The organism is Pseudomonas sp. HLS-6 TE3448, assembly GCF_053629555.1.
The window spans coordinates 1,373,296-1,397,445 of sequence record NZ_JBRJIO010000001.1 but is presented as its reverse complement, the minus strand read 5'-3'; the positions used below and the strand labels follow the sequence as shown (position 1 = coordinate 1,397,445).

The 24,150-nt window shown below is 61.9% G+C and carries 27 protein-coding genes; 13 read left to right on the top strand and 14 right to left on the bottom strand.

Features of this window, described 5'->3' with window-relative positions; translation table 11 throughout:
* Window positions 1–37: 37 nt before the first annotated feature.
* The 4 genes from AB7M23_RS06580 to prlC form a co-directional block, all read right to left on the bottom strand.
* Complete coding sequence (locus AB7M23_RS06580; RefSeq protein WP_454240456.1) at window positions 38–757, bottom strand: carbonic anhydrase; 720 nt, start codon at window positions 755–757, stop codon at window positions 38–40.
* A 116-nt stretch (window positions 758–873) separates the two neighbouring features.
* Entirely contained in the window at window positions 874–1,932 is a 1,059-nt protein-coding gene (locus tag AB7M23_RS06575; RefSeq protein ID WP_102052995.1) for a PA0069 family radical SAM protein, read from the bottom strand.
* 89 nt (window positions 1,933–2,021) lie between these two features.
* Window positions 2,022–2,303, bottom strand: coding sequence for a YheV family putative zinc ribbon protein (locus tag AB7M23_RS06570; RefSeq protein ID WP_454240455.1), 282 nt, complete (start codon window positions 2,301–2,303; stop codon window positions 2,022–2,024).
* On the bottom strand, window positions 2,300–4,351 hold the full coding sequence (gene prlC / locus AB7M23_RS06565; RefSeq protein WP_330522511.1) for an oligopeptidase A: 2,052 nt from the start codon (window positions 4,349–4,351) through the stop codon (window positions 2,300–2,302). The genes AB7M23_RS06570 and prlC overlap by 4 nt, the downstream gene beginning before the upstream one ends.
* A gap of 99 nt (window positions 4,352–4,450) precedes the next feature.
* On the opposite strand from prlC, the gene AB7M23_RS06560 reads away from it, so the two are divergent.
* Together AB7M23_RS06560 and AB7M23_RS06555 are read left to right on the top strand one after the other, a co-directional pair.
* The gene (locus AB7M23_RS06560; protein WP_065759086.1) at window positions 4,451–4,999 is read left to right on the top strand and encodes a gamma carbonic anhydrase family protein; all 549 of its coding nucleotides are present in this window, start codon (window positions 4,451–4,453) and stop codon (window positions 4,997–4,999) included.
* Window positions 5,000–5,027: 28 nt separating this feature from the next.
* A complete protein-coding gene (locus tag AB7M23_RS06555) occupies window positions 5,028–5,672 on the top strand; it encodes an HAD family hydrolase (protein WP_065759087.1) in 645 nt (214 codons plus the stop codon).
* Window positions 5,673–5,699: 27 nt separating this feature from the next.
* On the opposite strand, the gene AB7M23_RS06550 is transcribed toward AB7M23_RS06555, so the two are convergent.
* Entirely contained in the window at window positions 5,700–6,785 is a 1,086-nt protein-coding gene (locus AB7M23_RS06550) for an aminopeptidase (protein ID WP_454240454.1), read from the bottom strand.
* 65 nt (window positions 6,786–6,850) lie between these two features.
* Here AB7M23_RS06550 and AB7M23_RS06545 point away from each other — a divergent pair, with 65 nt between their 5' ends.
* Window positions 6,851–7,264, top strand: a complete 414-nt coding sequence (locus AB7M23_RS06545; RefSeq protein WP_454240453.1) for a PA0061/PA0062 family lipoprotein — start codon at window positions 6,851–6,853, stop codon at window positions 7,262–7,264.
* Window positions 7,265–7,316: 52 nt separating this feature from the next.
* The gene (locus AB7M23_RS06540) at window positions 7,317–7,727 is read left to right on the top strand and encodes a PA0061/PA0062 family lipoprotein (RefSeq protein WP_454240452.1); all 411 of its coding nucleotides are present in this window, start codon (window positions 7,317–7,319) and stop codon (window positions 7,725–7,727) included.
* A 3-nt stretch (window positions 7,728–7,730) separates the two neighbouring features.
* Here AB7M23_RS06540 and AB7M23_RS06535 read toward each other — a convergent pair whose 3' ends face one another.
* Window positions 7,731–7,964 (bottom strand): DUF1161 domain-containing protein, encoded by a 234-nt coding sequence (locus tag AB7M23_RS06535; RefSeq protein ID WP_065759090.1) that lies wholly within the window; start codon window positions 7,962–7,964, stop codon window positions 7,731–7,733.
* Between the two features lie 182 nt (window positions 7,965–8,146).
* On the opposite strand from AB7M23_RS06535, the gene AB7M23_RS06530 reads away from it, so the two are divergent.
* Window positions 8,147–9,154, top strand: a complete 1,008-nt coding sequence (locus AB7M23_RS06530; RefSeq protein ID WP_454240451.1) for an LLM class flavin-dependent oxidoreductase — start codon at window positions 8,147–8,149, stop codon at window positions 9,152–9,154.
* 73 nt (window positions 9,155–9,227) lie between these two features.
* Here the strand turns inward: AB7M23_RS06530 and AB7M23_RS06525 are convergent, their stop codons facing one another.
* From AB7M23_RS06525 to AB7M23_RS06515, 3 genes are all read right to left on the bottom strand, one after another.
* Complete coding sequence (locus AB7M23_RS06525; RefSeq protein WP_065759092.1) at window positions 9,228–9,452, bottom strand: DUF1161 domain-containing protein; 225 nt, start codon at window positions 9,450–9,452, stop codon at window positions 9,228–9,230.
* Between the two features lie 113 nt (window positions 9,453–9,565).
* Window positions 9,566–9,781: a dodecin gene (locus AB7M23_RS06520; RefSeq protein ID WP_065759093.1), complete on the bottom strand. Its 216-nt coding sequence runs from the start codon at window positions 9,779–9,781 to the stop codon at window positions 9,566–9,568.
* Window positions 9,782–9,856: 75 nt separating this feature from the next.
* Window positions 9,857–10,753 carry a LysR family transcriptional regulator gene (locus tag AB7M23_RS06515; RefSeq protein WP_454240450.1) on the bottom strand — a complete coding sequence of 299 codons (897 nt, stop codon included), beginning with the start codon at window positions 10,751–10,753 and terminating at the stop codon, window positions 9,857–9,859.
* Between the two features lie 111 nt (window positions 10,754–10,864).
* Here AB7M23_RS06515 and trpB point away from each other — a divergent pair, with 111 nt between their 5' ends.
* A complete protein-coding gene (gene trpB, locus AB7M23_RS06510) occupies window positions 10,865–12,091 on the top strand; it encodes a tryptophan synthase subunit beta (RefSeq protein WP_065759095.1) in 1,227 nt (408 codons plus the stop codon).
* The gene (trpA, locus tag AB7M23_RS06505; RefSeq protein ID WP_099773228.1) at window positions 12,088–12,900 is read left to right on the top strand and encodes a tryptophan synthase subunit alpha; all 813 of its coding nucleotides are present in this window, start codon (window positions 12,088–12,090) and stop codon (window positions 12,898–12,900) included. Before trpB ends, trpA begins: the two co-directional genes overlap by 4 nt.
* A gap of 58 nt (window positions 12,901–12,958) precedes the next feature.
* Here trpA and AB7M23_RS06500 read toward each other — a convergent pair whose 3' ends face one another.
* Window positions 12,959–13,294 (bottom strand): DOPA 4,5-dioxygenase family protein, encoded by a 336-nt coding sequence (locus AB7M23_RS06500; RefSeq protein WP_065759097.1) that lies wholly within the window; start codon window positions 13,292–13,294, stop codon window positions 12,959–12,961.
* Window positions 13,295–13,408: 114 nt separating this feature from the next.
* On the opposite strand from AB7M23_RS06500, the gene AB7M23_RS06495 reads away from it, so the two are divergent.
* Window positions 13,409–14,980, top strand: coding sequence for a SulP family inorganic anion transporter (locus AB7M23_RS06495; protein WP_454240449.1), 1,572 nt, complete (start codon window positions 13,409–13,411; stop codon window positions 14,978–14,980).
* Here AB7M23_RS06495 and aroE read toward each other — a convergent pair.
* Together aroE and hemF are read right to left on the bottom strand one after the other, a co-directional pair.
* Window positions 14,977–15,801: a shikimate dehydrogenase gene (gene aroE, locus AB7M23_RS06490; protein ID WP_454240448.1), complete on the bottom strand. Its 825-nt coding sequence runs from the start codon at window positions 15,799–15,801 to the stop codon at window positions 14,977–14,979. The two genes, AB7M23_RS06495 and aroE, sit on opposite strands and share 4 nt — an antisense overlap.
* Window positions 15,802–15,869: 68 nt before the next feature.
* The gene (gene hemF, locus AB7M23_RS06485) at window positions 15,870–16,799 is read right to left on the bottom strand and encodes an oxygen-dependent coproporphyrinogen oxidase (RefSeq protein ID WP_065759100.1); all 930 of its coding nucleotides are present in this window, start codon (window positions 16,797–16,799) and stop codon (window positions 15,870–15,872) included.
* 134 nt (window positions 16,800–16,933) lie between these two features.
* Here hemF and AB7M23_RS06480 point away from each other — a divergent pair, with 134 nt between their 5' ends.
* Window positions 16,934–17,911 (top strand): NADPH:quinone reductase, encoded by a 978-nt coding sequence (locus AB7M23_RS06480; RefSeq protein WP_454240447.1) that lies wholly within the window; start codon window positions 16,934–16,936, stop codon window positions 17,909–17,911.
* A gap of 99 nt (window positions 17,912–18,010) precedes the next feature.
* Here AB7M23_RS06480 and AB7M23_RS06475 read toward each other — a convergent pair whose 3' ends face one another.
* Complete coding sequence (locus tag AB7M23_RS06475; protein ID WP_454240446.1) at window positions 18,011–18,568, bottom strand: L-threonylcarbamoyladenylate synthase; 558 nt, start codon at window positions 18,566–18,568, stop codon at window positions 18,011–18,013.
* A gap of 37 nt (window positions 18,569–18,605) precedes the next feature.
* The gene (gene dprA / locus AB7M23_RS06470; protein ID WP_099773226.1) at window positions 18,606–19,709 is read right to left on the bottom strand and encodes a DNA-processing protein DprA; all 1,104 of its coding nucleotides are present in this window, start codon (window positions 19,707–19,709) and stop codon (window positions 18,606–18,608) included.
* A 232-nt stretch (window positions 19,710–19,941) separates the two neighbouring features.
* On the opposite strand from dprA, the gene def reads away from it, so the two are divergent.
* The 4 genes from def to trkA are packed head-to-tail and all read left to right on the top strand — an operon-like array spanning window position 19,942 to window position 24,143.
* Complete coding sequence (gene def, locus AB7M23_RS06465; protein WP_102053005.1) at window positions 19,942–20,448, top strand: peptide deformylase; 507 nt, start codon at window positions 19,942–19,944, stop codon at window positions 20,446–20,448.
* A gap of 58 nt (window positions 20,449–20,506) precedes the next feature.
* Window positions 20,507–21,439, top strand: a complete 933-nt coding sequence (gene fmt / locus AB7M23_RS06460) for a methionyl-tRNA formyltransferase (RefSeq protein WP_454240445.1) — start codon at window positions 20,507–20,509, stop codon at window positions 21,437–21,439.
* Window positions 21,436–22,746, top strand: a complete 1,311-nt coding sequence (gene rsmB / locus AB7M23_RS06455; RefSeq protein ID WP_454240444.1) for a 16S rRNA (cytosine(967)-C(5))-methyltransferase RsmB — start codon at window positions 21,436–21,438, stop codon at window positions 22,744–22,746. The genes fmt and rsmB overlap by 4 nt, the downstream gene beginning before the upstream one ends.
* 23 nt (window positions 22,747–22,769) lie before the next feature.
* Window positions 22,770–24,143, top strand: coding sequence for a Trk system potassium transporter TrkA (gene trkA / locus AB7M23_RS06450; RefSeq protein WP_454240443.1), 1,374 nt, complete (start codon window positions 22,770–22,772; stop codon window positions 24,141–24,143).
* The last annotated feature ends 7 nt before the right edge of the window (window positions 24,144–24,150 follow it).

Here is a 24,150-nt window from a genome sequence, read left to right as displayed (position 1 = left end):
AGCTGCCGGACTTGCCGGCAGGGTCAGGCGCACGTAGCTAGAAACGCCCCTTGGGCGTCGCGCAGGGAATAGGTTGCCCGACGGTCAACGGCAGGAACGCGTCGTGCTCGGCATCGTAAGCACTGATCTCGCTGGTCTCGATGTTGTAAATCCAGCCATGGATGAACAACTGGCCGGCCGCCATGCGCGAGGCTACCGAAGGATGTGTGCGCAAATGCTGCAATTGCGCAATCACGTTTTCCTTGGTCAGCACCTGCATGCTTTCATGCTCAGTGCTGCAATGGCAGTTGTCCTCGACAACCGTCCTGGCGACCTCGGCATGGCGCAACCAGGCCTTTACGGTCGGCATTTTCTCCAGGCTCTGCGGGTTCAGTACCGCACGCATCGCACCACAATCAGAGTGGCCACAGACGATGATGTGGTGCACACCAAGCGCCATGACAGCGTATTCGATCGCGGTGGAAACACCGCCGTTCATTTGCCCGTAGGGCGGCACCACGTTACCGACATTACGGGTTACGAACAGGTCGCCCGGCGAGCTCTGAGTGATCAGTTCAGGGACAATCCGCGAGTCTGCACAGGTGATGAACATCGCTCGTGGTTTCTGCGCGGTGGCGAGCTTCTTGAACAGCTCTTCCTGTTGCGGAAAGACGTCGTGATGAAAACGCAGAAAGCCGTCGACGATATGCTTGAGTGCAGCGTCGGCATCGTTGGCATCAACCACCGGGCCGGACGGAGAGGGTTCCTTGTCTTGCATGATTTATCCTCTGTGACGGTTTGAACGTTAATGCCATATTAACGGGATATTGATTCAGGCAAAGCGTGACGATTAGATGACGTCACTGACTCACCCATCACAACCGCAAGCATCATTCACAGCAAAGACAATTGCCCCCCCGGTGGGCAAAACGCGCTGCAATCCAGCCCAGGCCCTTCGCGCCGGTTCAGCCCCAGACGACGGATCGCCGTGCTGAAGCGTTGCGCCAACAGTTCGGCAAACACCCCCTCACCACGCATCCGCGCACCAAATCGGCTGTCGTACAAGTCACCGCCTCGACTCTGACGAATCAGGCTGAGCACATGGGCAGCCCGTTGCGGGTAGTGGTCGTGCAGCCACTGCTCGAACAGCGGCGCGACCTCCAAAGGCAAGCGCAACAGCATGTACGCAGCGCTCAAGGCCCCCGCACCCTTGGCCGCTTCCAGCAGCCGTTCAAGCTCACTGTCATTGATCATCGGAATCATTGGCGAGCACAGCACGCCCACCGGAACACCTGCCTCGCGCATGACCCGAATGGCCCGCAAGCGGGCCTTCGGTGCCGCCGCCCGGGGTTCCAGAACACGCTTGAGCTCATCGTCGAGCGTGGTGAGGCTGATCATTACCCTCACCAATCGCTGCTGGGCCAGCTCGGCCAACAGGTCCAGGTCACGCAGGATCAGCGAACCCTTGGTCACTATCGTGACCGGATGGCGGTAGCGCAACAGCACCTCCAGCAGGCGACGGGTCAGCTTCTGCTCGCGTTCGATCGGCTGATAGGGGTCGGTATTGGAACCCAGGTTGATCGGCGCACAGACGTAACCCGGCTTGGAGAGTTGCTGTTCCAGCACAGCAGCCGCATTGGTCTTGGCGATCAGCTTGGTCTCGAAGTCCAGCCCTGGCGACAGGTCCCAATATGCATGACTGGGCCTTGCATAGCAGTAGATGCAACCATGTTCACAGCCCCGGTAAGGGTTGATAGAGCGGTCGAAGGGCAGGTCTGGCGAGCTGTTGCGGGTGATGATGGTCTTGGCTGTTTCGATGCGGACTTCAGTACCCTGCGTGAGCGGGACTTCCTGATACCAGCCGTCATCCTCGACCACCGAGCGGTTCGGCGCGAAGCGGTTGTGCGGATTGCTCGCAGTACCGCGGCCACGCACGGGGAGTGGAGTGGACATAAAAACGCCCTCTATACTGTTTTTATATACAGTATAGAGGGCGATAACCAATTACCAGAGCCGTCTGGCGCCTGGCACTGCCGAGCCGATTACTCGGCTGGCTTCTTCAGCTTCGGGTTCGGAAAGAACTGAACCGTCTGCACCGCAGGCCTGGCCGGCTTGAGCTCGACATGATTGACCCGCGTGCCGAGCTCCTTCGGTACCGACAAGCCCTGTTCATTGAGGGTATCGGTGAAACCGCAGGCTACACACTCACGGTGTGGGACGCTGTCTTCGCTCCACATCATCAACTTGTCCGGCTCACTGCATGCCGGGCAAACAGCACCGGCGATAAAGCGTCGTTTCGTTACATTCACATGCGCTTCGCTCATGCCGCCACATCCTCACTCAGACCACTGTGACGCAAGAGTGCATCGATTGACGGCTCACGGCCACGGAAGTCGACGAACAGCAGCATCGGCTCCTGCGAACCACCGCGCGCCAGCACCGCCTCACGGAAAGCACGTCCGGTTTCAGCGTTCAGTACACCTTCCTCTTCAAAACGCGAAAACGCGTCCGCCGAGAGCACTTCGGCCCACTTGTAGCTGTAGTAACCCGCGGCATAGCCGCCAGCAAAGATGTGCGCAAAGCTGTTGGGGAAGCGGTTATACGCAGGGGGACGCATGACCGAGACTTCGTCACGGATGCTCTCAAGCACCTCCATCACGCTGCGACCATCGCCATGGTGAGCATGCAGTTCAAAGTCGAACAGCGAGAACTCCAGTTGGCGCAGCATCATCAGACCGGACTGGAAGTTCTTCGCCGCCAGCATTTTCTCCAGCAGGTCCTTGGGCAGTGCTTCGCCGGTTTCGTAATGCCCGGAAATCAGCGCCAGGCTTTCAGGATCCCAGCACCAGTTTTCCATGAACTGGCTCGGCAACTCGACAGCATCCCACGCCACACCATTGATACCGGAAACACCTGCATGCTCGATGCGCGTCAACAGGTGGTGCAGGCCGTGGCCAAACTCGTGGAACAGCGTGGTAACTTCATCGTGGGTCAGCAACGCTGGCTTGCCGGGCGCTGCCGGGGTGAAGTTGCACACCAGGTTGGCGACAGGGTTCTGCAGATCACCCGTTGCGGTGCGCCGACGGTCGCGAGCGCCGTCCATCCAGGCACCGCCGCGTTTGTTGGCGCGTGCATACAGGTCGAAGAAGAAGCGCCCGACGTGCTGGCCGTGCTCCTTGATCTCGAAAAGACGCACGTCCGGGTGCCAGCTGTCGAAACCTTTGAGTTCGGTAATTTCGATGCCGTACAAACGCTGAACGATGGCGAACAGGCCGGTCAGCACCTTATCGATCGGGAAGTAGGCGCGCAGGGTTTCCTGGGAAACGCTGTAGCGCTGCTCACGCAGCTTCTCGCCAAAGTAACCGCTGTCCCAGCTCTGCAGATCGGCACACCCTTGCTCGGCCGCGTAGGCCTTGAGTTGAGCCAGGTCCTGAGCCGCGAACGGCTTGCTGCGTTTGGCCAGATCACGCAGGAAACTCAACACCTGATCGCTGGACTCGGCCATCTTGGTCGCCAGGCTCAACTCGGCGAAGTTGGCGAAACCAAGCAGGCCGGCCAACTCCTGACGCAGGTCGAGGATTTCGCTCATCACCGGGCCATTGTCGAACTGGCCAGCATTGGGGCCCTGGTCGGACGCACGGGTGCAGTACGCGGCGTAGACTTCTTCACGCAGGGCGCGATCCTGGGCGTAGGTCATCACGGCGTAATAGCTTGGGAACTCCAGGCTGATCAGCCAACCATCGAGGCCCTTGGCCTGGGCTGCTGCGGCCATTTGCGCCTTGGCCGAATCGGTCAGGCCAGCCAGAGCCGCTTCGTCAGTAACGTGCTTGGTCCAGGCCTGGGTCGCGTCCAACAGTTGGTTGGAGAACCGGCTGCCCAGTTCCGACAACTTGCTCTGGACCTCGGCATAACGCTGTTGCTTGTCTGCAGGCAGGTCGATACCCGACAGACGGAAGTCACGCAGGGCGTGTTCGATGATGGTTTTCTGCGCCACATCGAAGTGTGCCGCCGCCGGGCTGGCGGCCAGGGCCTGATAAGCCTGGAACAGCTCGCGGTTCTGCCCAAGCTCGGTGGCGTAGGCGCTAAGTGCGGGCAAGCAAGACTCGTAGGCCTCGCGCAGTTCGGCACTGTTGCACACTGCATTGAGGTGGCTGACCGGGCTCCAGGCCGCGCCCAGACGGTCGTTGAGTTCATCCATGGCCAAGACCAGGCCTTCCCAGGTGGGGTTCTCACCCTGGGATTTCAGAATGGCGGCGATGGCACTACGGTTGTCGGCCAGGATCTGTTCAATCGCCGGCAGCACATGCTCGGCACGGATCGCCGAGAAGGGCGGCAGGTCGTAGGACTGCAGAAGCGGGTTGTTCGCACTCACGGTTAAACACCTTGGCAGAAGAAACACAGGCCCATCTTAATTACAATCAGCGCTCCCCGCAGCTATCCAAAGTTATACATGCCATACAAGGAAACGATCATGGCCATCCGCAGTTTCCAGAACCACACGCCACGCCTGGGCGAACGGGCCTTTGTCGACCGCTCGGCGGTCGTGCTGGGTGATGTCGAGATCGGCGACGACAGCTCTGTCTGGCCACTGACCGTGATTCGTGGCGACATGCACCGTATCCGCATCGGTGCGCGCACCAGCGTGCAGGATGCCAGCGTGTTGCATATCACCCACGCAGGCCCCTTCAACCCGGACGGCTTCCCGCTGCTGATCGGCGACGACGTGACCATCGGCCACAAGGTCATGCTGCACGGCTGCACACTTGGCAACCGGATCCTGGTGGGCATGGGCAGCACGATCATGGACGGTGCGGTGGTCGAGGATGAGGTGATCATCGGGGCAGGCAGCCTGGTGCCCCCGGGCAAGCGCCTGGAAAGCGGCTTCCTCTATGTTGGCAGCCCGGTCAAGCAGGCACGCCCGCTGACCGACAAGGAGCGCGCCTTCTTCCCTTACAGCGCCGCCAACTACGTCAAGCTCAAGGACCAGCACCTGGCTGAAGGCTACGATCGCCCGGAATGACGTTATCCACAGCCCAACAGAGATTGCCATGCACTATCAGAACATTCTCTTCGACCTGGACGGCACCCTGACCGATCCGCGCGAAGGCATCACCCGCTCGATCCAGTATGCGTTGAGCAAACTGGGCATCGACGAACCAGACTTGAGCCGCCTGGAGCACTTCATCGGCCCGCCATTGCTGCAGGCCTTCATGCAGTTCTATGACTTTGACGAAGCGCGCGCCTGGGATGCGGTGAATTTCTACCGCGAGCGTTTCAAAGTCACCGGGCTTTACGAGAACCGCGTCTTCGAGGGTGTGGGCGAACTGTTGCAGGCGCTGGAAGGACAGGGCAGGACGCTGTACATCGCGACCTCAAAGCCTTGGGTGTACGCCCGCGAAATCGCCAGGCACTTCGAGTTCGATCGCCACTTCAAGGTGATCTACGGCAGTGAACTGGACGGCACCCGCACCGACAAGATCGAACTGATCGCCCACCTGCTTGAGCAAGAGCAACTGGAGCCGGCGCAAACCCTGATGATCGGTGACCGCAAACACGACCTGATCGGCGCCCGTCGCAACGGCCTGGACGCAGCAGCCGTGGGGTATGGCTTTGGTAGCTTCGAGGAGCTCAACGCCGAACAACCGGCCTACCACTTCGCCACGCTGAGCGAACTGCATCGAGCCTTTCTGTAACGCGCGCAGATGGCAAGGCCGTGTCCGTCAGTGCAGGGCAGTCACCAGCGCCTGCTTGCGTTGCACTGGCGGCAACCGCCCCCACGCCTCCGCAGCGGCGTAAAAGGCCGTCCAATCGCCATTCACCTGCTTGAACAACGCGGCAAACGCCGGCACCCACTGGTCATACAGGCCGAAGGGCAACAGCTTGGCGTTGTTCAGCGGTGATTCAACCCAGGCATCAAACCGGCCAACACCGCCCCACGCAGTATCGCGCAATGCCCGGTACTCCCGACGCAAGCGCTCGAATTCGGCCGCTTTCGCCGCACGTTTGGCCGGTACTGCCAGTGGTGCGGCGTACAGTGCCTTCAAACGCTCACGACTGGCCAACACCAGGCCCGTGAACTGGTCGCGCTGTTGGCTGGCACTGTCCTGCAGCGGTGGCAGGTTGCGCGCCTTGCGCCATTGGCGCGTGCCTTCCTGCTCGACGAAGGTGGCAAAGGATTCGTTGAACTCGGTGTCATCCTTCACATACACCCGCTGGTGGGCCAGTTCATGAAAGATCAACGTGGCCAAACGCTCATCCCCCCAACCCATCATCGAACTGAGGATAGGGTCATCGAACCAGCCCAGTGTCGAATAGGCTTGTACGCCGCCAATGTAGACATCCTGCCCTTGCTGCCGGGCCAGTGCTGCTGCACCGCGCGCCGCGCTCTGGCTGTAGTAGCCGCGATAGGCCACACAACCGGCAACAGGAAAACAATGGGTGAGGGGTTCGAGGTCAAACTCGGGGGTTGCGAACACGTTCCACACCACAAACGGCCGACCGATATCGGCGTACACCCGATAACTGCGGTTGTCCGGCAGCTTCAGTTGCGTACTGGCGAAGGCCCGGGCCTGCTCTGCCTGCGCCAGATGCTTGCGCAAGGTCGCATCGCGCGCGGGGTCGGCGATGATCTCGGCCACAGGCTCGCGGGCTTGCAGCAGGTGCCACTGGCCGCTGGCCAACTGGCTGTAGTAGCCGAGGCTGGAACAACCGCTGAGCAGCAAAAGCGCTGACAGGGGAACCAACAGTCGGCTGCTGCGGTCGAGTACCCGGAGACCTGAGCGCAGCAAAAAAATCAGTCGAATCATGACGCCAGGCGTCCCGCTCAAGTCCTTGTCGCCCCAAGACTATCCTGCCAACCCGGAGTTTTGCCATGCGTACGATGTTTGTTGCCTGCAGCCTGCTGATTCTGTCCGGTTGCGCAGGCCTTCCCGCACCCGACCCCAACCAGGCCTGGATCGACCTGACACCCCATCCGGACGAGTCACTGCATGCGGTAGAAGTGGACGAGCGTAGCTGGGCCGACAAACGCTACTTTGAAGTCTCCCCCGGCAGCCATGAGCTGACGGTGCGTTATCAGTTCCCGGTCGCGCCCGGTAACATCGGCCCGGTCAGCGAGCCGCTGTGGCGCGATTGCCAGCTGAATGTGAAATACAAGGACTTCAATGCCGGTCAGCGCTACCAGCTGAAGGCCGGGAGTATCGGCTTGAACCCCTGGGTGAAACTCTATGATGAGCAACGTCGGGTGGTTGGCAAGGGGCTACCGGCAGGCTGTCAGCGCACCTGAAGTGCCTAATGGCGCTATGCTTGAACTTTGAAACCTGCCATTGGAGACCATCATGCGCCAGCCGCTGATGTTGCTCACCGTCAGTACCTTGGCCGCCTGCAGCAATCCCTTGCCCCCCATCGATACCAAGCAGGCCTGGGTCGACCTCTACACCATTACCCCTGGCCGACTGGTCATGGCTGATCGTCTGGACGGCACGCGCCTGAACGATGGTCGCTACTTCCAGGTAACGCCAGGGCCCCACGAGTTGATCGTGCGCTTCGACTACGAGGTTTATGCCGGCGGTTTCACCAGCGAACCGGTCGAAAGAACCTGCTACCTCACCGTTCGCTACGATAATTTTCAAGCAGGCCAACGTTACCGCCTGGAAGCCCGCGCACTGAGCATGACCCCCAATGCGTGGCTGTACGACGCCGACCGCAAGGTACTCGCGGAGGAGCGAGACGTGCACTGCATCCCCTGAGACCTAGCGATCATTCTTCTGGTAAATGATCTTTCGGGTTCCGCCATCGCAGCTACCCACCACCATGTTCTGGTCGTGGACTTCGTTATTGGGGACGATTTCCAGGGTATAGGAGGTGACGCCACGCGCCTGGATCTTGGCCTCGATTTCGGCCTTGAGTTCCTCACAAGGCTTGGGCGCAGCCAGTACTGCCGATGCCATCAGCATGCCCAGTACGGTAAATGCAAAACGAATCATGGGACTACTCCTGGGTGGTGGCACGAAGGTTCGCGCCTTGTCTGCTTTCAGAGGCCGATACGGCAAGCAAGTTCAGCTCGATTTCATAGGCGGGCATTGAATCTCTGGAATATGCCCATACAGAGCCAGCAGGGTCGTCGCTCGACGCCGGCCAAACGACTGCCCAGGAGCCCCAACAGCCCATGAAGCGACTTGCCGATATCAAGATTTCCACACTCGACCTGGTGCCAGTACGCCAGGACGGTGACCCGGCACAAGCCCTGAGAAACTCCCTCGATCTTGCGCGTAACGTCGAGAGATTCGGCTATAACCGCTTTTGGGTCGCCGAACACCACAATATGGACGGCATTGCCAGTTCGGCCACGGCGGTACTGCTCAGTTACCTGGCGGGAGGCACCTCGACGATCCGCGTCGGTGCCGGAGGCGTCATGCTGCCAAACCACGCGCCACTGGTGATTGCCGAACAGTTCGGCACCCTGGCCAGCCTCTATCCAGGCCGTATCGACCTGGGCCTGGGGCGTGCGCCAGGCTCCGATCAACTGACCGCCCGTGCCCTGCGCCGTGAACGCTCCGGCAGTGCCGACGACTTCCCGGAGGATGTCGCCGAACTGGTGCGCTACCTGGGCCCACGTACGGCTGATCAAAAAGTGATCGCCGTGCCTGGCTATGGCACCGAGGTGCCGATCTGGCTGCTCGGATCAAGCCTGTTCAGCGCCCAGCTCGCCGGTCAGCGTGGCTTGCCCTACGCCTTCGCCTCGCATTTCGCCCCCCGCTACATGCACGAGGCGATTCGCGTGTATCGCAACCATTTCCAGCCCTCTGCGGTGCTCGACAAACCTTACGTGATGCTCGGCGTACCGCTGGTCGCCGCCGATACCGACGAGCAGGCCGACTACCTGGCCACCTCGGTGTACCAGCGCATCCTGGCGTTGATGCGTGGGCAAAGCCTGATGCAACGCCCACCGGTAGCGTCAATGGACGGCCTCTGGTTGCCTCACGAGCGCGAAGCGGTGGGCAGTTTCCTTGGGCTGGCAATGGTCGGTGGGCCGGAGAAAATCCGCGCCAAACTGGAGGTATTGCTGGAGCAGACCCAGGCCGATGAGCTGATCTTCACCTGCGACCTGTATGAGCATGCTGACCGGATACGGTCTTACGAGTTGTTGGCGCAGACGGTGCTGGGCGACCGATAACGGTATCCAGACATTCGCGTGGCAACGTCGGCTCCTGCGCAGGTATAAACCGCGGGAGCCGACGCTTACTGGCTTAACCGCGTTTGTAGACGATTTCCTTGGTACCGCCCTCGCAGGTACCTACGACTTTTCCACCCGCAGCGGCGCCTTTGGCAACGATCTCCAGCGAATAACCGGAAACACCTTTCGCCTTGAGCTTCGCGTCGATCTCGCTTTTCAACGCTTCGCACGGTTTGCCGGCTGCCAACGCCGTTCCGGCGAGCATCATCAAACCGAAAGCCATCACCACCTTCTTCATCGATCGCATTCCTTGTTCAGATCAAAAAGAAACGGGTACCGGACGCTGCCCGGCATCTTTACCTATGTACCCCAAGCTGCGCGTTCAAGCCAGCACTGTGGCATCAGGACGCATCAACTGTTGGCAATCCGAAAGCCCACCTTGAGGGTCACCTGAAAGTGCGCGGCCTTGTTGTCCTTGATATGTCCACGGGTGTCGACCACCTCGAACCACTCCAGGTGCTGAATACTCTTGCCAGCCTCGGCTAGCGCATTGTTGATGGCCTCTTCGATGCTGTTGGGGGATGAGCCGACAAGCTCTATTTTCTTGTAGGTGTGATGATCGGACATGGCGTTTCTCCTGACGAGCCTGACTCCAGAGCCTAGCAGCGCCACACGGATTTACCTGCCGAACAGGCCCGGCTATCACACGACCTGCTGTGCCAGTTCAGCACGCAGCCAACCGGCAAGCTGTTCGGCACGCCCATCGGCGGCGCGGCGTGGCACCCATAGCACCAACGCGGCCTGGGTCTGACAAAAGCCCCACGGCGCAGCCAGACGCCCGGCACGCAGGTCATCGGCTACCAGGGGTTGTGGCGCAATGGCAACGCCAAGGCCCGCGACAGCCGCCTCCAGCAAGTAATACAGGTGCTCGAAGTCCTGCCCATACCTCAACGCCTGCGGGTCGAGCCCCTGTTGCCGAGCCCAACTGGGCCACGCCTGTGGGCGCGAGGTGGTTTGCAGCAACGCTTCACCCAACAAGGCGCTGGCCGGCGCCTGCTGCAAACGCGCAAAGCCGCTGCAATGCGGGCTAAGCACCGGGCCGATACGCTCCTCGGCCAACACATGTACCTGCATGTCGGCTGGCCATGGCGGTTCCGCGAACACCAGAAGGGCATCCAGGCCCGGGCGACGCGGATCAAGGTCACCTTCGCCCGCAGACAGGTGCAGCCGCAATTCCGGCAGGTCGGCCTTCAAGCGGCCCAACCGCGGTATGAACCAACGCGCCAACAGGCTGCCCGAACAGCCCAGAACGAAGGGCGCCTCGGCACTGTCGCGGCTTAATTCGGCGCACACCACACGCAGGCGCTCGAACGCATCGCTACTGGCATCCCGTAGCCGCACCCCAGCATCTGTGAGTTTAATGCCACGCCCATCCTTGACGAACAGGCTCACCCCCAAGTGCTCCTCCAACACCTTGAGCTGACGGCTAACCGCGCCATGGGTAACGTGCAGCTGCTCGGCAGCCTGGCTGACGCTGTTCAGCCGGGCGGTCGCTTCGAACGCCCGCAAGGCGTTCAACGGAGGCAAGTCGTGGGCCATTTGATTTGTGAGTTTTCCTGACAGGTTATGGCGATCTTATCGGTTTTCAGATGCGTGTGTCGTGGTTAGAGTAGAGCCAATCCCAGTCTAGATAACGCCTTGGAGCGACTCATGACCCAGACCCACTACCGCAGCGGCCCTGATGCCAACGGCCTGTTTGGCGATTTCGGCGGCCGTTACGTCGCTGAAACCCTGATGCCACTGGTGCTTGACCTGGCCAAAGAATATGAAGCTGCCAAGGCCGACCCGGCGTTCATCGAAGAACTGGCCTACTTCCAACGCGATTACATCGGTCGCCCGAACCCGCTGTACTTCGCAGAACGCCTGACCGAGCACTGCGGCGGCGCGAAGATCTACTTCAAGCGCGAAGAGCTCAACCACACCGGCGCGCACAAGATCAACAACTGCATCGGCCAGGTACTGCTGGCCAAGCGCATGGGCAAAAAGCGCCTGATCGCTGAAACCGGCGCCGGCATGCACGGCGTGGCCACCGCCACCGTAGCGGCACGCTTTGGCCTGCCTTGCGTGATCTACATGGGCGCCACCGACATCGAACGCCAGCAAGCCAACGTGTTCCGCATGAAGCTGCTGGGCGCCGAAATCGTCCCGGTCACCGCCGGTACCGGTACGCTCAAGGACGCGATGAACGAAGCCCTGCGTGACTGGGTGACCAACGTTGATGAAACCTTCTACCTGATTGGTACTGTTGCAGGTCCGCACCCGTATCCCGCCATGGTCCGTGACTTCCAGTCGATCATCGGCAAGGAAACCCGTGAACAGATGAACGCCAAGGAAGGTCGCCTGCCAGACAGCCTGATCGCCTGTGTTGGCGGTGGCTCGAACGCCATGGGCCTGTTCCACGACTTCCTCGATGACGCCAGCGTACAGATCATCGGCGTCGAAGCCGGTGGCCATGGCGTCGACACCGACAAACACGCGGCCAGCCTCAACGGTGGTGTACCGGGCGTATTGCACGGTAACCGTACCTACCTGCTGCAGGACGCGGACGGCCAGATCACCGACGCCCACTCGATTTCTGCGGGCCTCGACTACCCGGGCATCGGTCCGGAACACGCTTACCTGCACGAAGTGAAGCGTGTCGAGTACGTCAGCATCACCGATGACGAAGCCCTGGCGGCGTTCCACACCACCTGCCGCCTGGAAGGCATCATCCCGGCGCTGGAGACCGCCCACGCCCTGGCTGAAGCAATCAAGCGCGCACCGACCCTGCCCAAGGATCACCTGATGGTGGTGTGCCTGTCCGGGCGCGGCGACAAAGACATGCAAACCGTAATGAGCCATATGGCCGCGACCGCACAGCAGGAGAAGCAGGCATGAGCCGTCTTGAACAACGTTTTGCCACGCTCAAGGCCGAAGGCCGTGCGGCACTGGTCACCTTCGTCACCGCAGGCGACCCGGGCTACGATGCCTCGCTGGCGATCCTCAAGGGCCTGCCCGCCGCTGGCGCCGACGTGATCGAACTGGGCATGCCCTTCACCGATCCGATGGCCGATGGTGTGGCGATCCAACTGGCCACCCTGCGTGCCCTGGACGCCGGTCAGACCCTGGCGAAAACCCTGCAGATGGTGCGCGAGTTCCGTGTCGACGACAGCACCACGCCCATCGTCCTGATGGGCTACTACAACCCGATCCACCGTTTTGGTGTCGAAGCCTTCGTCGCAGACGCCAAGGAAGCCGGCGTCGATGGCCTGATCATCGTTGACCTGCCGCCAGAGCATGATGCCGAACTGGCGACCCCGGCCCAAACCGCCGGGATCGACTTCATTCGCCTGACCACCCCGACCACCGACGATGCGCGTTTGCCACGCGTGCTCGAGCGCAGCTCGGGCTTTGTCTACTACGTCTCGGTTGCCGGTGTGACCGGTGCCGGCTCTGCCACTACTGATCAGGTCAGCAGCGCCATCGAGCGCCTGCGTCGGCATACCGACCTGCCAATCAGTGTTGGCTTCGGTATCCGTACACCCGAGCAGGCGGCGGCCATTGCCCGTCTCGCAGACGGCGTAGTGGTAGGCTCGGCACTGGTAGACAAGATTGCCCACGCAACCAGCGCTGAACAAGCCGTAGGCGATGTGCTGGAGCTGTGCTCGGCACTGGCCGAAGGTGTGCGGGCGGCGCGCAAGGCCTAAGCCTCAATCGCAGGCAAGCCTGCTCCTGCACCTTGTGTGGGGGCTTGCTTGCGACACCTTAGGCTTGGCTGAAGATCGACAGGTCGAGCGGTCGCACCGCCCCCATCCAGATGCCATGATCACGATGATCGGCCAATTCGTCACCGGTCAGCGGGTGCAGGAACACCACCAGCCCGTTGCGGTACAACGCTAGCCAAGGCAGCACTACGCCAACCACTTCCGGACCAAACGCCAACTGGCAACTCCAGTCCGGGTGCGGCCCCACCGGTTGCTGATGCATCCGCCCCATCGTCACCGGAAACAGCTGCGAAGCTTCCTCGCACAGCGCCCGGGCCTGCGCCATGGTGCTGGCATCGTAATAGACATGGGCGTGATAGCCCTTGATTCTTTGCACACGAACTCCTGACCCCAAAGAACGTTCACAACTATAACCCGCCCGCTCAGGGACGGCTTGCACCACCGCGCAGGAAATCGCACCCTGTGTACTGCTCAGCCGACCGAGAATCCCATGGCCTGGCCCGACCGCCACACACTCCTGCCTTTCCTTTCCTGGCTACCTCGGCAGACCCGTGCCAGCGTCGGTCGCGACCTGCACGTGGGCCTGAGCGGGGCAATCCTCGCCCTGCCGCAATCCATTGCGTATGCCCTGATCGCTGGACTGCCCGCCGAGTACGGCCTGTACGCAGCCATCGTACCCGTACTGATCGCGTGCCTGTGGGGCTCATCCTGGCACCTGATCTGTGGGCCCACCGCGGCGATATCGGTCGTGCTGTATGCCAGCGTCAACCCTTTGGCCAGTGCGGGCAGCAGCGACTACATCACGCTTATCCTGCTAATGACGTTCCTCGCCGGCGTGTTTCAGTGGTTGCTGGGCATGCTCAGGTTCGGTGCGCTGGTCAATTTTGTCTCTCTGCCTGTGGTACTCGGCTTTACCCTCGGTGCCGCTGTGGTCATTGCCTTGGGGCAACTGCCAAGCCTTCTGGGGCTGGACCTGCCCAGCCAGACAACGGCCTTGAAAGCCCTGCAGGGCCTGCTTGAACATGCAAAAAACGCCGACCTGCGTTCACTCGCCCTAGGCCTGGGTACGCTGCTGCTGGGCATTGCCCTGAGGCAGCTGCGACCGCGCTGGCCGGGCCTGCTGATCAGCCTGACCAGCGCCAGCCTGCTGTGCGCGTTGTGGCCCTCCGTCTTCGGTCAGGTAGCGCGGGTACAGGGTTTCGTCGGCCAACTACCACCCTTGAGCCCACTGCCGCTATGGGACCTGGAACTGCTGCTGCGACTGCTGCCCGGTGCCGTAGCGGTGGGGATGCTCGGTCTGGTGACGAGCCTGTCGATTGCCCGTGCCTTGTCAGCACGCTCGGAGCAACTGATCGACGTCAATCAGGAAATCCGTGCTCAGGGCCTGTCGAACATGGGCGGGGCGTTCTTCTCCGGTTACCTGTCCTCAGGCTCTTTCACCCGCTCGGGATTGAGCCTGGAAGCAGGTGCCCGCTCGCCGTTGGCCGGGGTGTTTTCCGCGCTGTGGGTCGCGCTGTTCGCCGTGACCGGTGCCACGCTGATCGCCCACATTCCGCTACCGGCCATGGCCGGCAGTATTCTGCTGATTTGCTGGGGACTGATTGACCACCGAGCGATTCGGGCGCTGTTCCGCGTCAGCCGGGCGGAATTCCTGGTGATGGCAGTGACCTGCGCCGCCACGCTGCTGCTGGAGTTGCAGACCGCTATCTATGCCGGCGTACTGGTATCGCTGTTCTTCTACCTCAAGCGCACATCGCAGCCTAGTATCCAGCGCAGCCGGGAAGGTGATGTGGATATCCTGCGGGTCGGCGGGTCGATTTTCTTCGGCGCCAGCCATTACCTGCAGGTGCGTCTGCAACGCTGCCAAGGCCCGACGGTGGTGATCGATGCCCGACAGATCAACTTCATCGACTATTCCGGAGTGGAGATGCTGCACCGCGAAGCCCGCCGCCTGCGTCGGCAGGGCGGCAGCCTGACCCTGCGTCGCGCGCGACCGCAAGTGGTTGAAGAGTTGTACAAGCTGGAAGGGGCAGCGCACTGCCCCATTCGTTTCGAGGATTAGCCGCGCGCCAGCTGGCGGCGCAACTCATCGAGGACCGGCGCGGTATCAGGGTGCACACCACGCCAGATGAAAAACGCTTCGGCGGCCTGCTCAACGAGCATACCCAAGCCGTCCAGCACCTGCGCCGCGCCCTGTTCGCTGGCCCAGCGGCAGAACGGGGTCGGTTCCTTGCCATACATCATGTCATAGCACACGGTATGCCCCGGCTGGATCAGACTGGCGTCAATCGGCGGTACCTCACCGGCCAGGCTGGCCGAGGTGGCATTGATGATCAGGTCGACCGGCTCTTTCAGCCAAGTAAACCCGCTGGCCGCCACCGGGCCCAGGTCAGCGAACTCACGCGCCAGTTGTTCGGCCTTTTCCACCGTACGGTTGGCAATCACCAGCGACGCCGGATTGTGCGCCAACAACGGTTCCAGCACACCACGCACGGCCCCACCGGCGCCGAGCAGCAAAATGCGCTTGCCCGTCAGTTGCACACCGGCATTCACGGTCAGGTCACGGACCAACCCGGCACCGTCGGTGTTGTCACCCTGCAGGCTGTCATCAGCCAGTTTGCTCAAGGTGTTCACCGCACCGGCCCGGCGCGCGCGCGGGGTCAGGATATCGACCATTCGGAAGGCTTCTTCCTTGAACGGCACGGTGACATTGGCCCCACGCCCCTGCTTGAAGAAGCCCAGAGCACAGTTACTGAAGTCGTCCAGCGGCGCAAGCAAGGTGCTGTATTCCAAGTGCTCGCCGGTCTGGTCGGCAAACAGCCGGTGGATCAAAGGCGACTTGCTGTGGCCAATCGGGTTGCCGAAGACGACATACTGGTCCATTCACGCGATTCCTGAGTCAGGCCCGAGGCTCGGGCAAGTTATCCACTGCGAGTTATCCACAACGCGGCTCAATGACCGGCTTTGGCAGCCTCGCCAAGCCAGTCGCGATCCTGCAGGAAGTACTCGGTCAAGCGCGCTTCCTCGCTGCCGGGCTCAGGCTTCCAGTCGTAGCCCCAGCGAACCTGCGGCGGCAGCGACATCAGGATCGACTCGGTACGCCCACCCGACTGCAAGCCGAACAGGGTGCCACGGTCATAAACCAGGTTGAACTCCACATAACGGCCACGGCGGAACTCCTGGAATTCACGCTGCTGTGCCGTGTATGGCTGAGCCTTGCGGCGCTGCACGATGGGCAGATAAGCCTCGACGTAGGCATCGCCGATAGCCCGCATGAAGGCGAAACAGGTGTCGAAGTCCCACGCATTCAGGTCGTCGAAGAACAGGCCACCGATGCCGCGAGGCTCATTACGATGCTTGAGGTGGAAATAGCGATCACACCAGGCTTTGTAACGCGGGTAAACATCAGCGCCAAACGGTGCGCAGGCCTGCTCGGCGACCCGGTGCCAATGCACGCAATCTTCTTCGTTGGCGTAGTACGGCGTCAGGTCAAAACCACCACCGAACCACCAGACCGCTTCCTCGCCTTCCTTCTCGGCGATGAAAAAGCGCACGTTGGCGTGAGACGTCGGTACATGCGGGTTGTGCGGGTGGATCACCAGCGACACACCCAGCGCTTCAAAGCCACGCCCCGCCAGTTCTGGCCGATGGGCACTGGCCGAAGGCGGCAAACCGCTGCCGAACACATGAGAGAAGTTCACCCCACCTTTCTCGATCACCTTGCCATCACTGATGACCCGGGTTCGCCCGCCACCGCCCGCTTCACGCGTCCAGCTGTCCTCGACGAACCGTGTACCGCCGTCTTCGTTCTCAAGGGCAGTGCAAATCCGGTCTTGCAGGTCAAGCAGGTAGGCTTTCACGGCCTCGGTGCGGCTAGTCATCAGGTCACCTGGAAACGGGCTAAGGCAAATTCGGCGCGTAGCATACCACCGGCCATGGGCCTGCCGCAGTTGACGGCGATCAAGCAACGGAGTCCGATAGCAGCTTTCCCCAGGATCAATACAGGAGAGAGCAGATGGCCAAGCGTATCCAGTTCAGCCAGCATGGAGGTCCAGAGGTCCTGCAGTGGGTCGATTACGAGCCACAGGCACCCGGGCCACAGCAGGTCAGCGTGCGCAACCGGGCCGTTGGCCTGAACTTCATCGATACCTACTTCCGCAGCGGCCTCTATGCACCGCCCTCACTGCCTTCGGGCCTGGGCACGGAAGGGGCGGGCGTGGTTGAAGCCGTTGGCGAGGGTGTCGAGCATTTCAAGGTCGGCGACCGCGTGGCCTATGCTGTCGGCCCGCTGGGCGCCTACAGCGAGGTGCATGTGCTGCCAGCGGCCAATCTGGTGAAACTGCCAGACGCCATCAGCTTTGAGCAGGCTGCGGCCGTGATGCTCAAGGGCCTGACCGTGCAGTACCTGCTACGCCAGACCTATGCCGTGCAACCAGGCCAGACCATCCTGTTCCACGCCGCCGCCGGCGGTGTCGGCTCGCTCGCCTGCCAATGGGCCAAGGCCCTTGGGGTCAAGCTGATCGGTACCGTGAGCTCGGCGGAAAAAGCCGAACGGGCCAAGGCGCTGGGTGCCTGGGCAACCATCGACTACAGCCATGAAGACGTCGTGCAACGGGTTCTGGAGCTGACCGATGGCAAGAAATGCCCGGTGGTTTATGACGGCGTTGGTCAGGATACCTGGCTGACGTCTCTCGACTGCCTGGCCCCCCGTGGCCTGATGGTCAGCTTCGGCAATGCCTCCGGGGCGGTCAGCGGCGTGAACCTGGGCATTCTGGCGCAGAAAGGCTCGCTGTATGTCACCCGACCAACGCTGGCGGGCTACGCCAACACCCCAGCCAACACGCAAGCAATGGCCGATGAACTGTTCGGGATGATCGCCAGTGGCAAACTGACGGTGGATATCCAGCAACGCTACCCGTTGAGCGAAGCTGCCAAGGCCCAAACCGAGCTGTCGGCACGCCGGACAGTGGGGTCCACGGTGCTGTTGCCTTGACACCCACCCGGTAGGCACCCGCCTTGCCGGCGATAACCGCAGCGCCGTGCCTGTTCCTGCACGACGCGCGAATCGCTGGCAAGGGCGGTTTAGCGCCCCTCAGCCCGGCCGGACAACATCGCCGGTCATCAGGTCGCGAATCACACTCGGGTTCTTGCGACCGCCCAAGGCACCACCAAGCACCAGATCCAACTGGCCATGGAAGTACTGCTCAACCCGCAGCCGCGTGCGGGCTGCAGGCCGCCCCTGAGGGTTGGCCGAGGTCGACACCAGCGGCCCGACCAGCGCACACAGGTCACGCACCACCGGGTGATCGCTGACACGCAGGGCGACGGTGTCGTGCATGCCGGTGATCCACTCCGGGAGCATTCCCTGATGCGGCACCAACCAGGTGTTCGGACCCGGCCAGGTACTGCCCATGCGGTCGAGCCAGGCTTCCGGAAAATCCTCGAACAAAAAATCGAACTGGCGAATATTGTCGGCGATCAGGATCAACCCCTTGTCTACCGAACGCGACTTGATCGCCAGTAACCGATCAACCGCTTCCTCGTTCCAGGGATCACAGCCCAGACCCCAGACGGCTTCGGTGGGATAGGCAATCACCGCACCCGCCCGAATCTCGCGTGCAGCTTGTTGCACGCGCCAATTGCTCACCATTGCTGTCACTCCGCTAAAAGGCTGACGAGCAGTGTACTTAGCCCGGCCGAGCAAACCAACGGCCTGCTTCATTACAAACCTGCCCGGCCAGCTCAAGCTCGGTCAGTGCCGCCAAGACACGCGACAACGGCCAACCACTAGTGTGCGCCAGGCTTTCGCTACTTTGCGGCGCGGCCAGGAGCAGCGCCAGCAGCGGGTTGGACGGTACCTGCAACACTGGCTGGGTCACCGGCAGGTTCTGCCACCCACTCAGGGTTTCCAATATGTGCTCAATGCGCTCGACCAGCAGCGCGCCATCGCGGATCAATTGATGGCAGCCCTTGGCACCCGGATGATGGATAGACCCCGGGATGGCATAGACCTCTCGCCCTTGCTCAGCCGCCAGACGCGCTGTGATCAACGAACCACTGGCCAGGCTGGCCTCAACCACCAGCACACCCAGCGACAAGCCGCTGATGATGCGGTTGCGCCGGGGAAAATTTCCGGCGACAGGTCCGGCGTCCAGCGGAAACTCTGACACCACCGCGCTGCCGCGCTCCGCCATTGCCGCTGCCAGCGCCCGATGGCGCTGTGGATAACATTTTTGCAGCCCGGTTCCGACCACCCCGATTGTCTGTCCACCGACGTCCAGCGCGGCCTGGTGAGCCACACCATCAATGCCCGCCGCCAAACCACTGGTGACGACAAAACCGGCCTGTGCCAGGCAGCGGGAAAACGCCGCCGCTGTCGCCAGGGCGGGGGGCGATGCACGCCGACTGCCAACGATGGCCAACTGTGGTTTCTCCAGAATGGCCGGGTCACCGGCCACGAACAGCAGCGGCGGGGCATCGTCCAGTTCGGCCAGCAAGGCCGGGTACGTGGCGGCGTCCCACATCAGCAAATGCTGGCCTGGGCGCTCTAGCCAGGCCATTGCGGCCGCCGCACCATCACGGATCTCCGGGCTGCGCCGCGCCTCCACTGCGGTGGCTGGCACGCCCAGCGGACGCCAGGCGGCGGCCGGTGCGCTGAGCGCTGCCGAGGCACTACCAAAGGCTTCGATCAGTTTACGGAAGCGCCGAGGCCCGAGCTCCGGCAGTCGATGCAAGCGCAGGCGCGCCTCCAGTTCGGCGGGTGGGCAGGTCGAAAAATCATTGCACATCATCTGATCATCCTTGATTCAGAGGCCCGGCGAAGCCAACAACAAGCTGTGGATAACTCTGTTGATAATCGATTGACAACATGTGCGTCAGTCAACACCGCTCCGCTCACCAGGCCGATGCATGGGGGTGGCTGCTAAACGTTAGCTGACCTTTTCACAGGTGCCGAATGCGTCGAATCCCTTTATTATGTGCATTCATGTTTGTATTACTTCGCACAGTGCAGCTCATACGCTTATGGCCATTCTGAACATCCTCGAATTCCCTGACCCGCGTCTTCGCACCATCGCCAAACCGGTAGTGGAAGTTGACGACGCCGTACGCCAGCTGGTCGACGACATGTTTGAAACCATGTACGAAGCGCCGGGTATCGGCTTGGCCGCAACCCAGGTCAACGTGCACAAGCGCATCGTGGTCATGGACCTGAGCGAAGACCGCAGCGAACCACGGGTGTTCATCAACCCCGAGCTGGAAATGCTCACCGACGACATGGGCCAATACCAAGAAGGCTGTTTGTCGGTGCCGGGCTTCTACGAGAACGTCGACCGCCCACTGCGCGTCCGGGTCAAGGCCCTGGACCGTGATGGCCAACCGTTTGAACTGATCGCCGAAGACCTTCTGGCCGTGTGCATTCAACATGAGTGCGATCACCTCAACGGCAAGCTGTTCGTCGATTACCTGTCGACCCTGAAACGCGACCGGATCAAGAAAAAACTGGAAAAACTTCACCGCCAGCAAGCTTGATCCCCTCATCCAGAAGGCTTGCTCCGGCAAGCCTTTTTCTTTTTTAAGCGAGAACTCCATGCGCATCGTCTTCGCGGGCACTCCTGAGTTTGCCGCCGAACACCTCAAAGCCCTGCTCGACAGCCCCTACGACATCGTCGCGGTCTACACCCAGCCGGACCGTCCCGCCGGGCGCGGACAAAAACTGATGCCCAGCCCGGTCAAACAATTGGCCGCGCAGCACGGTATCCCTGTGTTGCAACCGCCGACCCTGCGCGATGCCGACGCCCAGGCCGAACTGGCCGCGCTGCAACCGGACCTGATGGTGGTGGTGGCGTACGGTTTGATCCTGCCGCAGATCGTGCTGGATATTCCGCGCCTGGGTTGCATCAACAGCCACGCCTCCTTGCTGCCGCGCTGGCGCGGTGCGGCGCCGATCCAACGGGCCGTGGAAGCAGGCGACCCGGAAAGCGGCGTGACCGTTATGCGCATGGAGGCAGGCCTGGACACCGGGCCGATGTTGCTCAAGGTCAGCACGCCAATCAGTGCCACCGACACTGGTGGCAGCCTGCACGACCGCCTCGCCGAAATGGGCCCGCCCGCCGTCCTGCAAGCCATTGCCGGCCTCGCCGACGGCACGCTACAGGGCGAAGTGCAGGACGATGCACTGGCCACCTATGCGCACAAGCTGAACAAGGACGAAGCACGCCTGGACTGGAACCGGCCTGCGGTTGAGCTGGAACGCCTGATCCGTGCCTTCAACCCCTGGCCCGTGTGCCACAGCACCCTGAGCGGCGAAGCCGTGAAAGTGCTCGCGGCAACCCTGGCAGAAGGCCGTGGTCAACCCGGAGAAATCATCAGCGCGAGCAAGGACGGCCTGGTGGTCGCCTGTGCTGATCAGGCGCTGTGCCTGACCCGCCTGCAACTGCCCGGGGGCAAAGCGCTGAACTTCAGCGACCTGTTCAACAGCCGTCGCGAGAAATTCGCCGTCGGCACGGTGCTGGGCCAATGAACCCGCGCCTGGCCGCTGCCCGCGCCCTGGCCGCCGTTCTCAGCGGCAAGGCATCGTTGAACAGCTCGCTCCCGGCACAACTGGATAAAGTCGAGGCGCGTGATCGCGGCCTGACCCAGGACCTGGCCTTCGGTACTGCCCGCTGGCAGCCGCGCTTGTCGGCGCTGGCCGAACAGTTGCTGCAAAAGCCCTTCAAGAGTGCCGATGCCGATGTACAGGCATTGTTGCTGGTCGGTCTGTATCAACTGCTCTACACCCGTACTCCCGCGCATGCGGCTATCGGCGAGACCGTTGGCTGTGCCGACAAACTGAAAAAACCCTGGGCCAAGGCCCTGCTCAACGCCGTACTGCGCCGGGCCCAGCGTGAAGGCAATGAGTTGCTGAGCGCATTGGAGCGCGACCCGGTGGTGCGTACCGCCCACCCGCGCTGGCTGCAGAAGTCGCTCAAGGCCTTCTGGCCAGAGCAATGGGAAGCGATCTGCGCCGCCAACAACGCGCACCCTCCGATGATCCTGCGGGTGAATCGTCGTCATCACAGCCGCGACGCCTACCTGCAGTTGCTTGCCGAGGCTGGTATTCAGGCCGCGCCGTGCCAGTACAGCCGCGATGGCATCGTTCTGGCCGAGGCCAGCGACGTGCGCAACCTGCCTGGCTTCGACCAAGGCTGGATCAGCGTTCAGGACGAAGCCGCGCAACTGGCCGCCGACCTGATGGACCTGGCCCCAGGGCAACGGGTGCTGGACGCTTGCTGCGCCCCGGGCGGAAAAACCTGTCACCTGCTCGAAGCAGAGGCCGGGCTGCAACAAGTGGTCGCCATTGACCTGGAGGCCAAACGCCTGACACGCGTACGGGAAAACCTCGACCGCCTGGGCCTTGATGCACAATTGATCGCCTGCGACGCACGGGATACCGCCAGTTGGTGGGACGGCAAGGGCTTCCAGCGCATCCTGCTCGACGCCCCCTGCTCGGCAACCGGGGTCATCCGCCGCCACCCTGACATCAAGCTGACCCGTCAGGCCGAGGACATTCCGGCCCTGGCCAGCCTGCAGGGCGAACTGCTCGATGCCCTGTGGCCAACCCTGGAGGTCGGCGGGATCCTGCTCTACGCCACCTGCTCGAGTTTGCCAACGGAAAACACGGAAGTGATCGACGCCTTCCTCACCCGCACGCCAGGTGCCCGCGAGCTGGACCTGGCGACTGCCGCTGGGCTGCGTCAACCTCATGGCCGCCAGTTGCTGGCGCAAGAGGGTGGGCACGACGGTTTCTATTACGCCAAGCTGATCAAGATCGCCGCGGCTCGCGGATAACGACAATGGAAGGGGAGTAGCGGATGAAGATCATCATCCTGGGTGCGGGGCAGGTCGGCGGTACGCTGGCCGAACACCTGGCCAGCGAAGCCAACGACATCACCGTGGTCGATACCGATGGTGATCGCCTGCGCGACCTCGGCGACCGCCTGGATATCCGCACGGTCCAGGGCCGGGGTTCGTTCCCGACGGTCCTGCGTCAGGCCGGTGCCGACGATGCCGACATGCTGGTTGCGGTGACCAACAGTGACGAGACCAACATGGTCGCCTGTCAGGTCGCCTACACCCTGTTCCATACCCCGACCAAAATCGCCCGGGTACGCGAGTCGGCCTACTTGACCCGTGCCGGCCTGTTCAATAACGAGGCCATTCCGGTCGATGTGTTGATCAGCCCCGAACAGGTGGTGACCAACTATATCAAGCGCCTGATCGAACACCCGGGTGCCTTGCAGGTGATCGACTTCGCCGAGGGCAAAGCCCAACTGGTGGCGGTCAAGGCCTATTACGGTGGCCCGCTGGTGGGCCAGCAACTGCGCCAGATCCGTGCGCACATGCCGAATGTGGATACTCGCGTCGCGGCGATCTTCCGCCGTGACCGGCCAATCCTGCCCCAGGGTGACACCGTGATCGAGGCCGACGACGAAGTGTTCTTCATCGCCGCCAAGGCGCACATCCGCGCTGTGATGGGCGAGCTGCGGCGTATCGACGAAACCAACAAGCGGGTGGTCATCGCCGGTGGTGGGCAGATCGGTGAGCGCCTGGCCGAGGCCATCGAAAGCCGCTACCAGGTCAAGATCATCGAAATGAACCCGGCACGCTGCCGCTACCTGTCCGACACCCTGGACAGCACAGTGGTCCTGCAAGGCAGCGCCTCGGACCGCGACCTGATGGTCGAAGAGAATATCGCCGAAGCCGACATTTTCCTGGCCCTGACCAACGACGACGAAGCCAACATCATGTCTTCGCTGCTGGCCAAGCGCCTTGGTGCGCGCAAGGTGATGACCATCATCAACAACCCGGCCTATGTCGACCTGGTGCAAGGTGGCGAAATCGACATCGCCATCAGCCCGCAACTGGCGACGATCGGTACCTTGCTGGCCCACGTACGTCGAGGTGACATCGTCAGCGTCCACTCGCTGCGCCGAGGGGCGGCCGAGGCCATCGAGGCCATCGCTCATGGCGACTCGAAATCGAGCAAGGTCATCGGCAAGGCCATCGAAGACATCGCACTGCCACCGGGCACCACCATCGGCGCGATCATCCGCGACGAGGAAGTGCTGATCGCCCACGACGACACCGTGATCGAAGCCGGTGACCGGGTGATCCTCTTTGTTGTGGATAAAAAGTACATCCGTGACGTCGAGAAACTCTTCCACGTTGGCTTGAGCTTCTTCTAAGAGGAAC

Excerpts from the sequence above, each read along its gene's own strand:
- AB7M23_RS06580 (WP_454240456.1), bottom strand. The coding sequence starts at position 757 with ATGCAAGACAAGGAACCCTCTCCGTCCGGCCCGGTGGTTGATGCCAAC.
- AB7M23_RS06575 (WP_102052995.1), bottom strand. The coding sequence starts at position 1,932 with ATGTCCACTCCACTCCCCGTGCGTGGCCGCGGTACTGCGAGCAATCCG.
- AB7M23_RS06570 (WP_454240455.1), bottom strand. The coding sequence starts at position 2,303 with ATGAGCGAAGCGCATGTGAATGTAACGAAACGACGCTTTATCGCCGGT.
- AB7M23_RS06560 (WP_065759086.1), top strand. The coding sequence starts at position 4,451 with ATGGCCATCCGCAGTTTCCAGAACCACACGCCACGCCTGGGCGAACGG.
- AB7M23_RS06555 (WP_065759087.1), top strand. The coding sequence starts at position 5,028 with ATGCACTATCAGAACATTCTCTTCGACCTGGACGGCACCCTGACCGAT.
- AB7M23_RS06550 (WP_454240454.1), bottom strand. The coding sequence starts at position 6,785 with ATGATTCGACTGATTTTTTTGCTGCGCTCAGGTCTCCGGGTACTCGAC.
- AB7M23_RS06545 (WP_454240453.1), top strand. The coding sequence starts at position 6,851 with ATGCGTACGATGTTTGTTGCCTGCAGCCTGCTGATTCTGTCCGGTTGC.
- AB7M23_RS06540 (WP_454240452.1), top strand. The coding sequence starts at position 7,317 with ATGCGCCAGCCGCTGATGTTGCTCACCGTCAGTACCTTGGCCGCCTGC.
- AB7M23_RS06535 (WP_065759090.1), bottom strand. The coding sequence starts at position 7,964 with ATGATTCGTTTTGCATTTACCGTACTGGGCATGCTGATGGCATCGGCA.
- AB7M23_RS06530 (WP_454240451.1), top strand. The coding sequence starts at position 8,147 with ATGAAGCGACTTGCCGATATCAAGATTTCCACACTCGACCTGGTGCCA.
- AB7M23_RS06525 (WP_065759092.1), bottom strand. The coding sequence starts at position 9,452 with ATGAAGAAGGTGGTGATGGCTTTCGGTTTGATGATGCTCGCCGGAACG.
- AB7M23_RS06520 (WP_065759093.1), bottom strand. The coding sequence starts at position 9,781 with ATGTCCGATCATCACACCTACAAGAAAATAGAGCTTGTCGGCTCATCC.
- AB7M23_RS06515 (WP_454240450.1), bottom strand. The coding sequence starts at position 10,753 with ATGGCCCACGACTTGCCTCCGTTGAACGCCTTGCGGGCGTTCGAAGCG.
- trpB (WP_065759095.1), top strand. The coding sequence starts at position 10,865 with ATGACCCAGACCCACTACCGCAGCGGCCCTGATGCCAACGGCCTGTTT.
- trpA (WP_099773228.1), top strand. The coding sequence starts at position 12,088 with ATGAGCCGTCTTGAACAACGTTTTGCCACGCTCAAGGCCGAAGGCCGT.
- AB7M23_RS06495 (WP_454240449.1), top strand. The coding sequence starts at position 13,409 with ATGGCCTGGCCCGACCGCCACACACTCCTGCCTTTCCTTTCCTGGCTA.
- aroE (WP_454240448.1), bottom strand. The coding sequence starts at position 15,801 with ATGGACCAGTATGTCGTCTTCGGCAACCCGATTGGCCACAGCAAGTCG.
- hemF (WP_065759100.1), bottom strand. The coding sequence starts at position 16,799 with ATGACTAGCCGCACCGAGGCCGTGAAAGCCTACCTGCTTGACCTGCAA.
- AB7M23_RS06480 (WP_454240447.1), top strand. The coding sequence starts at position 16,934 with ATGGCCAAGCGTATCCAGTTCAGCCAGCATGGAGGTCCAGAGGTCCTG.
- AB7M23_RS06475 (WP_454240446.1), bottom strand. The coding sequence starts at position 18,568 with ATGGTGAGCAATTGGCGCGTGCAACAAGCTGCACGCGAGATTCGGGCG.
- dprA (WP_099773226.1), bottom strand. The coding sequence starts at position 19,709 with ATGATGTGCAATGATTTTTCGACCTGCCCACCCGCCGAACTGGAGGCG.
- def (WP_102053005.1), top strand. The coding sequence starts at position 19,942 with ATGGCCATTCTGAACATCCTCGAATTCCCTGACCCGCGTCTTCGCACC.
- fmt (WP_454240445.1), top strand. The coding sequence starts at position 20,507 with ATGCGCATCGTCTTCGCGGGCACTCCTGAGTTTGCCGCCGAACACCTC.
- rsmB (WP_454240444.1), top strand. The coding sequence starts at position 21,436 with ATGAACCCGCGCCTGGCCGCTGCCCGCGCCCTGGCCGCCGTTCTCAGC.
- trkA (WP_454240443.1), top strand. The coding sequence starts at position 22,770 with ATGAAGATCATCATCCTGGGTGCGGGGCAGGTCGGCGGTACGCTGGCC.